General features: G+C 65.7%; 12 protein-coding genes. 10 read left to right on the forward strand and 2 right to left on the reverse strand.

Features of this window, described 5'->3' with window-relative positions; translation table 11 throughout:
- The first annotated feature begins 7 nt into the window (after nt 1-7).
- The 10 genes from ACODTB_RS10265 to ACODTB_RS10310 are packed head-to-tail and all read left to right on the forward strand — an operon-like array spanning nt 8 to nt 10,628.
- Nucleotides 8-1,150 (forward strand): N-acetyl sugar amidotransferase, encoded by a 1,143-nt coding sequence (locus ACODTB_RS10265; RefSeq protein ID WP_291116023.1) that lies wholly within the window; start codon nt 8-10, stop codon nt 1,148-1,150.
- Nucleotides 1,147-1,761, forward strand: coding sequence for an imidazole glycerol phosphate synthase subunit HisH (hisH, locus tag ACODTB_RS10270; protein ID WP_291116020.1), 615 nt, complete (start codon nt 1,147-1,149; stop codon nt 1,759-1,761). The genes ACODTB_RS10265 and hisH overlap by 4 nt, the downstream gene beginning before the upstream one ends.
- 4 nt (nt 1,762-1,765) lie before the next feature.
- Nucleotides 1,766-2,551 (forward strand): AglZ/HisF2 family acetamidino modification protein, encoded by a 786-nt coding sequence (locus ACODTB_RS10275; RefSeq protein ID WP_291116017.1) that lies wholly within the window; start codon nt 1,766-1,768, stop codon nt 2,549-2,551.
- A gap of 33 nt (nt 2,552-2,584) precedes the next feature.
- Nucleotides 2,585-3,628: a polysaccharide biosynthesis protein gene (locus tag ACODTB_RS10280; protein ID WP_291116163.1), complete on the forward strand. Its 1,044-nt coding sequence runs from the start codon at nt 2,585-2,587 to the stop codon at nt 3,626-3,628.
- Nucleotides 3,629-3,635: 7 nt separating this feature from the next.
- Nucleotides 3,636-4,766, forward strand: a complete 1,131-nt coding sequence (gene wbjC / locus ACODTB_RS10285) for a UDP-2-acetamido-2,6-beta-L-arabino-hexul-4-ose reductase (RefSeq protein WP_291116014.1) — start codon at nt 3,636-3,638, stop codon at nt 4,764-4,766.
- 10 nt (nt 4,767-4,776) lie between these two features.
- Complete coding sequence (gene wecB, locus ACODTB_RS10290; protein WP_291116011.1) at nt 4,777-5,907, forward strand: non-hydrolyzing UDP-N-acetylglucosamine 2-epimerase; 1,131 nt, start codon at nt 4,777-4,779, stop codon at nt 5,905-5,907.
- 12 nt (nt 5,908-5,919) lie between these two features.
- Nucleotides 5,920-7,158, forward strand: coding sequence for a glycosyltransferase family 4 protein (locus tag ACODTB_RS10295; RefSeq protein WP_291116008.1), 1,239 nt, complete (start codon nt 5,920-5,922; stop codon nt 7,156-7,158).
- Entirely contained in the window at nt 7,155-8,105 is a 951-nt protein-coding gene (locus ACODTB_RS10300) for a UDP-glucose 4-epimerase family protein (RefSeq protein WP_291116005.1), read from the forward strand. The genes ACODTB_RS10295 and ACODTB_RS10300 overlap by 4 nt, the downstream gene beginning before the upstream one ends.
- Nucleotides 8,102-8,662, forward strand: a complete 561-nt coding sequence (locus tag ACODTB_RS10305; protein ID WP_291116002.1) for a sugar transferase — start codon at nt 8,102-8,104, stop codon at nt 8,660-8,662. The genes ACODTB_RS10300 and ACODTB_RS10305 overlap by 4 nt, the downstream gene beginning before the upstream one ends.
- Before the next feature lie 52 nt (nt 8,663-8,714).
- A complete protein-coding gene (locus ACODTB_RS10310; protein WP_366833363.1) occupies nt 8,715-10,628 on the forward strand; it encodes a polysaccharide biosynthesis protein in 1,914 nt (637 codons plus the stop codon).
- Nucleotides 10,629-10,945: 317 nt separating this feature from the next.
- On the opposite strand, the gene ACODTB_RS10315 is transcribed toward ACODTB_RS10310, so the two are convergent.
- Both ACODTB_RS10315 and ACODTB_RS10320 read right to left on the reverse strand, forming a co-directional pair.
- Nucleotides 10,946-12,199 carry a HAMP domain-containing sensor histidine kinase gene (locus ACODTB_RS10315; RefSeq protein ID WP_291115996.1) on the reverse strand — a complete coding sequence of 418 codons (1,254 nt, stop codon included), beginning with the start codon at nt 12,197-12,199 and terminating at the stop codon, nt 10,946-10,948.
- A complete protein-coding gene (locus ACODTB_RS10320) occupies nt 12,196-12,915 on the reverse strand; it encodes a response regulator transcription factor (RefSeq protein WP_291115993.1) in 720 nt (239 codons plus the stop codon). The genes ACODTB_RS10315 and ACODTB_RS10320 overlap by 4 nt, the downstream gene beginning before the upstream one ends.
- Between the last annotated feature and the right edge of the window lie 9 nt (nt 12,916-12,924).

A 12,924-nucleotide genomic window follows, 5' to 3' on the forward strand; every position in this document is an offset into this window, starting at 1 on the left:
ATAGAACATGTCAACCCGCGCTTATCAAATCTGCTCCCATTGCATCATGGACACCTCGGACCCGAACATCACGTTCGATGAGCGGGGGTATTGCGACTATTGCGCCAACTTCGAAACCACGATCGCGCCCCGTTGGGACACCGGACCGGGGGGCGCTCAGGCCTTGGCCACACTCGCCGAACGCATCAAAGCAGATGGCAAAGGCAAGGACTTCGACTGCATCATCGGTCTCTCCGGCGGCCTTGACAGTTCCTATGCGACTTACATTGCCAAGGAAAAGATGGGGCTGCGACCACTGCTGTTCCACGTCGACGCAGGCTGGAACACCGACCAAGCGGTAGGCAACATCGAGAAGCTGGTGGACGGGCTCGGTCTGGAGCTCTTCACGGAGGTGGTCAACTGGGAGGAAATGAAGGATCTGCAGGCCGCGTTCCTGCGCTCGGGCATTCCCGATCAGGACCTGCCGCAGGACGGCGCCTTCTTCTCAGGCCTGTACAAGTTTGCCCGCCAGTACAAGGTCAAGCACATCATCACGGGGTCGAACTTTTCCACCGAGTGCTGTCGCGAACCCGAAGAGTGGGGCGGCTATCTGGGCATCGACACGTGGTTGTTCAACGACATCCACCGCCAGTTCGGCCAGCGGCCGCTGGAGAGCTTCCCACTCACCGACATCCTGGTCTACAAGCTGTACTACCAGAAGATCCTGGGCATGAAGGTGCACCACCCGCTCAACCTGGTGCCCTACGTCAAGAAGGATGCCGAGGACGAGCTGAACCGGCGCTTTGGCTGGCAGCGCTTCCAGCACAAGCACCACGAGTCGCGATTCACCCGCTTCTATGAGGACTACTGGTTGCCCCGGCGGTTCGGTTTCCACAAGCGGCGCGCGCACTTCTCCAGCCTCATCATGACGGGCCAGATGACCCGCGAGGCGGCACTGGAGCGCATCGCATCGCCCGAGATGGACGAGCACTTCCTCAAGCAGGAGTTCGAGTACGTGGCCCACAAGCTGGATCTCACCGTCGACGAACTCCAACAGATCTTCGATGCGCCCAAAAAGACCTACCGCGACTACCGCAACAAGCGCTGGATGATCGGCCTGGGCACCACGGTGCTGCGCACGCTCGGCCTGGAAAAGAGGCACTTCCGATGATCCGCATCGTCGACTACGGCGTGGGCAACATCCAGGCCTTCCTGAACATGTTCAAGCGCCTGGGCCTGCCCGCCGAGCGGGCCAAAGTGCCCGCCGAACTGGCCGACGCGACACGCCTGATCCTGCCCGGTGTGGGCTCGTTCGATCACGCCATGACGCTGCTCAACCAGTCGGGCCTGCGCGAGCCGCTGGAAGCCCGCGTACAGCGCGAACAGGTGCCCGTGCTGGGGGTGTGCGTGGGCATGCAGATGCTGGCGGGCGGCTCCGACGAGGGCGAACTGCCCGGGTTGAACTGGATTCCGGGCCGCGTGCGGGCCTTCTCGCAGACGCCCGCGTCGGCCCAGCTGCCACAGCCTCACATGGGCTGGAACGACCTGCAGGTGCGCCCCGACAGCCGCCTGTTCAGCGACTTCGAACCGGCACCGCGCTTCTACTTCCTGCACTCGTACTACTTCGACTGCGAGGACCGGTCGCTCGTGGCCGCGTCGGCCACGTACGGGTTGGACTTCGACTGCGTGGTGTCGGCCGGCCACATCCACGGCGTGCAATGCCACCCCGAAAAGAGCCACCACTTCGGCGCCCAGTTGCTGAAGAACTTCGCCACGACCTGACCCCATGTTGCGCCCTCGAATCATTCCGTGCCTGCTGGTGCACAACGGCGGCCTGGTCAAGACCGTTGGTTTCAAGACGCCGAAGTACGTCGGCGACCCGATCAACGCCGTGAAGATCTTCAACGAGAAAGAGGCAGACGAACTTGTGGTGCTGGACATCGACGCCAGCGTGAAAGGCGCCGAGCCCAACTATGCGCTGATCGCGAAGCTGGCCGCCGAATGCCGCATGCCGCTGTGCTATGGCGGCGGCATTACCTCGGCGCAGCAGGCAGCCCGCATCATCGACCTGGGCGTTGAAAAGGTGTCCGTCAGCGCGGCAGCGATCGCACGCCCGGCTCTGCTGGGCGAAATGGCCGCGGCCATCGGTCGCCAGAGCGTGGTGGCGGTGATCGACGTGCGCAAGAAGTCCGGCCTGTTCGCCAGTGGCCACGAAGTCTGCACGCACAACGCCACCCGGGCCCATCCTCAGGACGCCGTTGCACTCGCCCGACAACTGGAAGCCGCTGGCGCCGGCGAGATTGTGTTCAACTCGGTGGAGCGTGACGGCACCATGAAAGGCTACGACCTGGACCTGGCGCAACGCCTGCGCGGCGCCCTGAGCGTGCCGCTCACCGTGCTGGGCGGCGCAGGCTCGCTGGACAACGTGGGTGCGCTCATCGAGCGCTGCGGCGTGGTCGGCGCGGCGGCCGGCAGCCTGTTCGTTTTCAAGGGTCAGTACCGCGCGGTGCTGATCAACTACCCCACCCCTGAGCAGAAGGACGCCCTGTTCGCGGCGGCACTGCCGAAGTAACGCAGAACCATGACGACCACCACCACGAACAGCATGTTCAAGGACAAGACCCTCCTGATCACCGGCGGCACTGGCTCGTTCGGCAATGCGGTGCTCAAGCGGTTCCTTGATTCGGACATCGGCGAGATCCGCATCTTCAGCCGCGACGAGAAGAAGCAGGACGACCAGCGCAAGCGCTACGCCCATCCCAAGCTGCGCTTCTACATTGGCGACGTGCGCGAGCGCAACGGTATCGACCAGGCCATGCGCGGCGTGGACTTCGTGTTCCACGCCGCCGCGCTCAAGCAGGTGCCGTCCTGCGAGTTCCACCCCATGCAGGCGGTACTCACCAACGTGATGGGCACGGAAAACGTGCTGGGTGCAGCGGTGGCTGCTGGCGTGCAGCGGGTGATCTGTCTCAGCACCGACAAGGCGGTATATCCCATCAACGCCATGGGCATCAGCAAGGCAATGATGGAAAAGGTCATGGTTGCAGCCAGCCGCAACCTGGAGGGGACCAGCACGGTGATCTGCGGCACGCGCTATGGTAACGTGATGGCGTCGCGCGGCTCGGTGATTCCCTTGTTTGTGGACCAGGTGCGCAACGGCGCACCGATCACCGTGACCGACCCGGCCATGACGCGTTTCATGATGACGCTGGCGGACGCGGTGGACCTGGTGATGTACGCCTTCGAGCACGGAAACAATGGCGACATCTTCGTGCAGAAGGCACCCGCCGCCACCGTCGACGTGCTCACGCGCGCGTTGCTGGAACTGCTCGGCCAGCCTGACCACCCGGTCCGCGTGATGGGCAGCCGCCACGGCGAGAAGCTCTACGAGGCCTTGCTCAGCCGCGAGGAAATGGCATCCGCGCAGGACCTGGGACGCTACTACCGCGTCGCCCCGGACGGTCGTGACCTGAACTACGCCAAGTACGTCGACGAGGGCGAGGAGAAACTCACGCAGGCCCTGCACGGTGACGAATACCACTCGCACAACACCGAACAGCTCGACGTGGCGGGCATGAAGGCACTGTTGCTCAAACTGGACTTCATGCAGCGCATCGTTCGCGGCGAAGCCGCGGTGGCCGAGGAATGAGACGGGCATGAAGAAAGTCCTCATCACCGGTGCACAAGGCTTCATCGGCAAGAACCTGGCTCTGCACCTGGCCGAGCGCCGCGACGTGGAGGTCGTGTCCTTCACGCGGGAGAACTCGCTGGAGGCGCTGCCCGACCTTCTGGAGGGCGTGCACACCGTGTTTCACCTCGCGGGGGTCAACCGCCCTCAGGATCCCCAGGAATTCACCACCGGCAACGCCGACCTGACGCGCGCGCTGTGCGCCGCCCTGGAAGCGCAGGCGCAACGGGGCGCGCGGCTGCCGCTGGTCATCCAGACCTCGTCCACGCAGGCGGCGAACGAAAACCCCTATGGCCGCAGCAAGCGCGAGGCGGAACTGGCGTTGTTCGACCTGCAGCAGCGCCATGGCGTGCCGGTGCATGTGTTCCGCCTGCCCAACGTGTTCGGCAAGTGGTGCAAGCCCAACTACAACTCGGCCATCGCCACCTTCTGCCACAACACCACGCGCGGCCTGCCGATCCAGGTGAACGATCCCGCCGCGCCACTCACGCTGGTGTATGTGGACGATGTCATCGCCCGTTTCATGCAACTGATGGACGGTGCCGAGGCTTCGTTCGATGCCCAGGGTTTCGCCACACTCACACCGCAATACAGCACCACCGTGGGCGACATCGACCGGCAGATCCAGGGCTTTCGCGCCAGCCGCGAGACGCTGGTGATCGACCGCGTGGGCACCGGCCTCACGCGCGCGCTGTACGCCACCTACGTGAGCTACTTGCCACCCGACGACTTCGCGTACGCGTTGACCCGCCATGGCGATGCGCGCGGCGTCTTCGTGGAGATGCTCAAGACGCCGGACTGCGGCCAGTTCTCGTTCTTCACGGCGCACGCGGGCATCACCCGCGGCGGGCACTACCACCATACCAAGACCGAGAAGTTCCTGGTGATCCAGGGCCAGGCCTGCTTTCGCTTCCGCCACATGCTGACCGGCGAAACGCACGAACTTCACACGCACGCCGAACGCCCGCAGGTGGTGGAGACCGTGCCCGGCTGGACGCACGACATCACCAACACCGGCACGCAGGAGATGGTGGTCATGCTGTGGGCGAACGAGGTCTTTGACCGCGAGCGACCCGACACCTATGCCTGCCCCGTCTGAAGGAGCTTTCTTGAAACAACTGAAGGTCATGACGGTCGTGGGCACGCGGCCCGAGATCATCCGGCTCTCGCGCGTGATGGCGCGGCTGGACGAGCATTGCGAACACGTGCTCGTGCACACAGGACAGAACTACGACTACGAGCTCAACCAGATCTTTTTCGACGATCTGAGCATCCGCAAGCCCGACCACTTCCTCAACGCGGCGGGCGGCAGCGCGGCCGAGACCATCGGCAAGATCATTGCCGCCATGGACGGGGTGCTGCTGCAGGAAAAGCCCGAGGCCTTGCTGGTGCTCGGTGACACGAACAGCTGCCTGTCGGTCATCCCGGCCAAGCGGCGCAAGATTCCGATCTTCCACATGGAGGCGGGCAATCGCTGCTTCGACATGCGCGTGCCCGAGGAGATCAACCGCCGCATCGTGGACCACACGGCGGACATCAACCTCACCTACAGCAGCATCGCCCGCGAGTACCTGCTGCGTGAAGGCCTGCCGCCTGACATGGTGATCAAGACAGGCAGCCCGATGGCCGAGGTGCTTGCGCACTACCGCCAACGCATCGATGCGTCCGAGGTGCTTACCACGCTGGGCCTGGAGAAAAACCGCTTCTTCGTCGTCAGCGCGCACCGCGAAGAGAACATCGACTCGGACGCGCAGTTCCTCAAGCTGGTGGACGTGTTGAACCAGGTGGCCGAACAGCACGCCCTGCCGGTGATCGTCTCCACCCACCCTCGCACCCAGAAGCGGGTGGACAGCCAGGCGGTGGCCTTCCACCCGCTGGTGCGGCTGCTCAAGCCACTGGGCTTCACCGACTACAACCAGCTGCAGATCCAGGCGCGGGCCGTGCTGTCCGACAGCGGCACGATCAACGAGGAATCCTCGATCCTGAACTTTCCCGCGCTCAACCTGCGCGAGGCGCACGAGCGACCGGAAGGCATGGAAGAGGCCGCCGTGATGATGGTCGGCCTCGACACTGAACGGGTGCTGCAAGGCTTGGCGATCCTGGCCTCGCAGCCACGCGGCGAACAACGCCTGCTGCGCCAGGTGGCCGACTACAGCATGCCCAATGTGTCGGACAAGGTGGTGCGCATCGTTCACAGCTACACGGACTACGTCAACCGCGTGGTCTGGAAAAAAACCTGATCCGTGCCTGCCTTGCGAATCTTGGTGGTCAGCCAATACTTTTGGCCTGAGAACTTCCGCGTCAACGATCTCGTCCAGGAATGGACGAAGCGCGGACACGCCGTCACGGTGCTGACCGGCAAGCCGAACTACCCCGCCGGCCAGGTCTTCCCTGCCTTTCGCGACGATCCTGCGCAGTTTGACACGTACCACGGCGCGCGCGTCGTCCGAGCCCCCATGTTGGCGCGGGCGCAAGGCTCGTTGCGGCTGGCGCTGAATTACCTCAGTTACGTGGTGGGCGCCAGTCTGGCAGGACCCTGGCGGCTGCGCGGCGAAGCCTTCGACACCGTGTTCGTGTTCGAGCCCTCCCCCATCACAGTGGGCCTGCCGGCCATTCTGATGGGCCGTCTCAAACGCGCCCCAGTGGTGTTCTGGGTGCTCGACCTCTGGCCCGAGACGCTGGCCGCCATCGGTGTGGTGCGCTCGCCGCGCCTGCTGGGTGCGGTGGGGCGCCTGGTGAGCTTCATCTACAACCGCTGCACGCTGGTGCTGGGCCAGTCCCGCGGCTTCCAGGCAAGCATTGCCCAGTACTGCGCCGATTCCGGCAAGATCCGCTACTTTCCCAGCTGGTCGGAGCCGGTGTTCGCCCAGGACCTGGTCACCCCCGCCCCCGAAGTGCCCCTCCTGCCGGAGGCGTTCAGCGTGCTGTTCGCCGGGAACATCGGCGAAGCGCAGGACCTGCCCGCCGTGGTGGAAGCCGCGACGCGGCTCAAGGACAATCCCCGCGTGCGCTGGCTCATTGTCGGCGACGGCCGCAAGTCGGACTGGCTTCAGGAAGAGGTGCGCCGCCGCGGGCTGGAAGAGCGCGTGCTGTTGCTCGGCCGGTACCCGGTCGAACGCATGCCGTCGTTCTATGCTCACGCCGACGCTCTGCTCGTTTCGCTGAAGAAGGACCCCGTGTTCAGTCTGACCATTCCCGGCAAGGTACAGAGCTACCTGCAATCCGGCATTCCGCTGCTGGGCATGCTCGACGGCGAGGGAGCCCACGTGATCCGCTCGGCACAAGCGGGCCTTGTGTGCGAAGCTGGCGATGCGGCCGGCCTGGCCGATGCCGCGCTGGCCATGGCCGCGATGACCCCTGACGAGCGTCGGGCCATGGGCAGCAACGGGCGCGTCTACGCGAAGAACGAATTCGACCGCGACGCGCTGATGGACCGGTTGGAGCAACTGCTGGAGGAAGCCGTGCAGATCCAGGTCAGGGCACCGTCATGAGCACGCTGCTGATCACCGGCGCCAGTGGGTTTGTGGGTACCGCCTTGTGCCGCCAGGCCCAGTCCACCGGCCGTGCGGTGCTCGCTGCCGTGCGCACCGCTGGCGGCGCAGCCACGAATGTGCCGTCGGTCACCGTGCCGTCCATCGACGGCCAAACCCCGTGGGCCGACGCCCTGCAAGGTTGCGACAGCGTCATCCACGCCGCAGCGCGTGTGCATGTGATGAACGAGTCGGCCACCGACCCCCTGAGTGAATTCCGCCGCGTCAACGTGGACGGCACGCTCAACCTCGCGCGACAGGCAGCAGCGGCCGGCGTGCGACGCTTCGTGTTCGTCAGTTCCATCAAGGTCAACGGCGAGGCCACGCAGGCGCAGCGGCCCTTTTTCGCCAGCGACATACCCGCACCCCAGGACCCCTACGGCGTCTCGAAGGCAGAAGCCGAACAGGGGCTGCGTCAGGTCGCCGAGCAGACCGGGCTGGAAGTGACCATCGTCCGCCCGCCCCTGGTGTATGGCCCAGGCGTGAAAGCCAACTTCGGCAGCCTTCTGCGCGCCGTTCAGCGCGGCCTGCCTCTGCCGCTGGGTGCGGTCCGGCACAACCGGCGCAGCCTGGTGGCGCTGGACAACCTGATCGACCTGCTGCTCACCTGCGTGGACCATCCGGCCGCTGCCCACCAGACCTTTCTGGTGAGCGACGGCGAAGACCTCTCCACCACCGCGTTGATACAGCGCATGGGCCAGGCCATGGGCCGTCCGGCGCGCCTGCTGCCGGTCCCGGTGTTTCTGCTGCACCTGGGTGCCACGGTGCTGGGCAAGCGGGACATGGCCCAGCGCGTGCTCGGCAACCTGCAGGTGAACATCGACCACACCCAAGCCACACTGGGTTGGTCACCGCCGATCACGGTGGAGGAAGGCCTGCGGCGGGCCGCCCCCAAGGTGCCCTCATGAAACGCCTGTTCGATCTCTCACTCGCCCTCGCAGCGGGCCTCGTTCTTCTCGTGCCCGTGGTGCTGGTGGCTCTGGCCGTGCGGCTCACATCCCCCGGGCCCGCGCTCTACTGGTCCGACCGCGTCGGCCGCCACAACCGCATCTTCCGCATGCCCAAGTTCCGCAGCATGCGCACCGACACGCCTGCGGTGGCGACCCACCTGCTGACCGATCCAGCCAAATACCTCACCCCCATCGGCCCGTTCCTGCGCAAGAGCAGCCTGGACGAACTGCCCCAACTCTGGAGCATTCTCAGAGGCGACATGAGCTTCGTGGGCCCTCGCCCCGCGCTCTTCAACCAGGACGACCTGATCGCCCTGCGCACGCAGCAGGGCGTACACGAACTGGTCCCTGGCTTGACAGGCTGGGCCCAGGTGAATGGCCGCGACGAGCTGCCGATTCCCCAGAAAGTGGCGCTGGATGCAGAATACCTGCGGCGCCAGAGCCTGGGATTCGACCTGCAGATACTCTGGATGACGTTTGTCAAAGTGCTGCGCCGGGATGGTGTGGCCCACTAAAAAAATGAAAAACAGGGACCATAGAAGCCAAGCCGCCGCCACGCTTCTGCACATGCCACGGGCCGCCAAGCGCCTGTCCGCGGTGCTGGTGGACATTGCACTGTGTGCGCTGACCGTCTGGCTCGCGCTTTGCCTGCGGCTGGAGCACTGGGTGCAGCTGACCCCCGCGCATGTGCTGGCCATCATGGGAGCGGTGCTGATCGCCCTGCCCCTGTTCATCCGCTTCGGCCTGTACCGCGCCATCTTCCGCTATGCCGGCTGGAACGCCATGGTCAGCCTGGCACAGGCCATGGTGCTGTACAGCTTGTTCTATGCCACGGTGTTCACCGTGATCGGCATTCCAGGCGTGCCCCGCACCGTGGGCGTGATCCAGCCCCTGCTGCTGCTCGTCACCATCGGATTCAGCCGCCTGGTGGTTCGCTACTGGCTGGGCGGCCTGTACCGCACCATGCTGCAGCGCGAGCATCTGCCGGGCATCCTGATCTACGGCGCCGGCGTGGCGGGGCGGCAGCTCGCGGCAGCGCTCTCGCGCGGCAGCGAACAGCGCCTGCTCGGCTTCATCGACGACGACGACCAGTTGCAAGGCAACAGCCTCGATGGCCGCACGGTGCACGATCCGGCCGAGCTGGTGCGGCTGATTCCCGAGCTGGGCGTGACGGACGTGCTGCTCGCGCTGCCTTCGATCACGCGCCAGCGCCGTCTGGACATCCTCGACACCCTGCGCCACCTGCCCGTGCACGTGCGAACCCTGCCTGGCATGTCCGACCTCGCGGCGGGCCGGGTGACGATGAGCGACGTGCGTGAGCTCGACATCGAAGACCTGCTGGGCCGCGATCCCGTCACGCCCAACACCGCGCTGCTTCACAACCTGATCCAGGACAAGGTGGTGGCGGTCACGGGTGCGGGCGGCAGCATCGGCAGCGAGCTGTGCCGGCAGATCGCTGCCTGCGGGCCGCACATCCTGCTGCTGGTGGAGAACAGCGAGTTTGCCCTCTACCAGATCCACCGCGAACTGGAAGCGCTGTTCGACAACGAGGCCTCCGCGCCAGGCGTGCAACTGGTGCCTTTGCTGGCCTCGGTGCAGGACGAAGCCCGCATCGCGCAGATCATGCAGGCCTGGCGGCCCGAGACGGTGTATCACGCCGCAGCCTACAAACACGTGCCCCTGGTGGAACACAACCCGGTGCAAGGCCTGCGCAACAACGTCTGGGGCACCTGGGTGTGCGCGCGCGCCGCGCAGGCCGCCGGCACCGCCAATTTCGTGCTGATCAGCACCGACAAGGCGGTGCGCCCCACCAACGTCATGGGCGCGAGCAAGCGCCTGGCCGAAATGGTGTTGCAGGCGATGGCCGCCGAGCCCGGTGGCGCGACTACGTTCGCCATGGTGCGCTTCGGCAATGTGCTGGGTTCCAGCGGTTCGGTGGTGCCCTTGTTCCGCGAGCAGATCAGGAACGGTGGACCGATCACGCTGACCCACCCGGACATCACGCGCTACTTCATGACCATTCCCGAAGCCGCTCAGCTGGTGATCCAGGCCGGCGCCATGGCGCATGGCGGCGACGTGTTCGTGCTGGACATGGGCGAGCCCGTGCGCATCATCGATCTGGCCCGGCGCATGGTCGAACTCTCGGGCCTGCAGGTGAAGAGCGAGCAGAACCCCACTGGCGACATCGAGATCCAGATCACCGGGCTGCGACCGGGCGAGAAGCTGTACGAGGAGCTGCTGATCGGCGACAACCCTCAACCCACGCAACACGCTCGCATCATGAAGGCACAGGAAGACATGCTGCCCTGGAGCGAGCTGCAGGCCTTGCTGAAGTCGCTGGAAGAGGCCATGGAGCTGAACGACGTGACCACCTTGCGGGCCCTGTTGCAGGCTTGCGTGCAGGGCTATCAACCCACCGGCGAGGTCGTTGACTGGCTGCACTCCTCTCCCGGGAGCAGCCTGGAATCCACCCGCGTCTGAACAAAAAAAAAGCCACCGCAGGGTGGCTTTTGAAAGTCCTTGAAGGGACGTCGTTGGGAGACCAGATTCAAACGTTTTTCATGACGTGTGGTGTTTGCCGGATCCGTTGTTCTGATGTTGTGACAGCATCGATGCGAATTGTGCGCCGCGGCACTGGTTTCGGCCATCCCCCATTTGTGGGAACCGGGCCGCTTTCTTGGTGAATAAAACCCGAAAAACCCTTCGAAATCCAAGAACTGCCTGGTTGCCGGCATCCAGGCGCGCGCGATCCCCGCCGGCCCAGCAGCCCAGCGACAGCTGGCCTGCCTCGCCATCCGTCAGACCGGCAGGTCCACCACGAAGCGCGCGCCGCCGCCGGGACGGTCCTCGCAGCGCACGCGGCCCCCGTGGCGCTCGATGATCGTCTTCACCAGCGACAGGCCCAGGCCCACCCCGCCTTCGCGTTCGCTGGCACCGGGCAGGCGGTAGAAAGGCTCGAAGATGCGCGCGCGCTGATCGGCGGGTACACCGGGACCCCGATCCTCCACCCAGAGTGTCACGCGCGGTGCGCCCTGCCCCGAGGCGGACGTGGGCGCAAAGATGCTCAGGCGCACCTGCGAATCGGCCGACGCGCCGACATGGCCATAGCGGCGTGCGTTTTCCAGCAGATTGCGCAACACCCTGCGCAGCAGACGGGCCTGGCCGTGCACCAGCACAGGCGTGGCACCGGCGGCGATCTCCAGGTCGGCACCGGTGCGCGCGCATTCTTCGGCCGCCAGGCCCACCAGGTCGACCTCTTCCGTGGGGCCGAGAGCGCTCGCGTCGCGCGCGTCGATCAGGTCCAGCCGGCTCGCCAGCAGGATCTCGTCTATCAGCTGGTCGAGCTCTTCGATGCTGCGGGCTATCTCGGCGCGCTGCGGCGCCCTTGCATTGTCCTTGTCGAGCAGCTCCAAGCCCATGCGAATGCGGGCCAATGGCGAACGCAGTTCGTGCGAGGCATTGGCCAGCAAGGCCTTGTGCGATTGCAGCAGTGTCTGCACCCGTTCGGCCGCGGCGTTGAAACGGGTGGCCAGAAACGCGACCTCGTCCTGCCCCTGCATGGGCAACCGGGTCGAGAGGTCACCGTCGCCCCAGCGCTCCACACCCTTCTGCAGCGCTTCAAGGCGCTTGGTCAGGCGCCGCACGATGGGGTAGGCGCCCAAGGCCACGGCGAAAGCCACCAGGCCCAGCAGCCAAGCAAACCCGGTCGGTGTCTGGAACCACTCGGGCGCGCGGCGCCCCGGATTGTTGCCTCCGGACGGGCGCGGCGGGCGCGGCAGCAGCACGTACAGGGTCTGCCCATCCTTCATCACCACCTCGAATTCCCAGCCCTCGCCGGGAATGCTGACCGCCCTCGCAGGCGCCTGCCCCACGATGTCGCGCGCGCCATCGCGCACGATGATCGTGCGGGTCACCCGCGCCTCGCGCTCGGCGCGGTCTTCGTCCAGCGCCTGCTGCCACAGCCAGCCCGTGACCAACGTCAGCACCGTGACGGCGGCGACCACCGCGAGCCAGATGCGGACGTACAGCCGGGAGCCGAAGAGCGAACTCATTCCTGCTGCTTCGCGAACACGTAACCCACGCCGCGCACCGTGAGGATGCGCTTGGGGTCCTTGCTGTCGGCCTCGATGGCGTTGCGGATGCGCCCGATGTGCACGTCGATCGAGCGGTCAAAGGCTTCGAGCTCGCGGCCGCGCACCGCTTCCATGATCTGGTCGCGCGTGAGCACCCGGCCCGCGCGCTCGGCCATGGCCACCAGAAGATCGAACTGGTAGGAGGTCAGCTCGCAGGGCTGGCCGGCCACCTGCACGGTGCGGGCGTCGCGGTCGATGTCGAGCGAACCGAAACGCAGCACCGGCGTAGAGCGCGACACGGCCGCGCTGCCGGTGGGCTCGCCGCGGCGGCGCAGCACGGCACGCACGCGCGCGAGCAGCTCGCGCGGTTCGAAGGGTTTGGGCAGGTAGTCGTCGGCGCCGAGCTCCAGGCCAATGATGCGGTCCATGGGGTCGCCCTTGGCGGTGAGCATGAGCACCGGCACGCGCGCGGCGTCGCCCGGCATCGAACGGATGCGCCGGCAGACCTCCAGCCCATCGATGCCGGGCATCATCAGGTCCAGGATCACCAGCTGCGGCTGAATGAGCTGCAACTGCTCCAGGCCGGCTTCGCCATCGCTGGCGTGGGTCACCTCGAAACCCGACTGGCCCAGGTACTCCACCACCATCTGCGCGAGGCGGCCGTCGTCTTCAATCATCAGCAGGGGAGCGTTCATGGTTTTCAG

This window comes from Hydrogenophaga sp. FG152 (assembly GCF_057809615.1).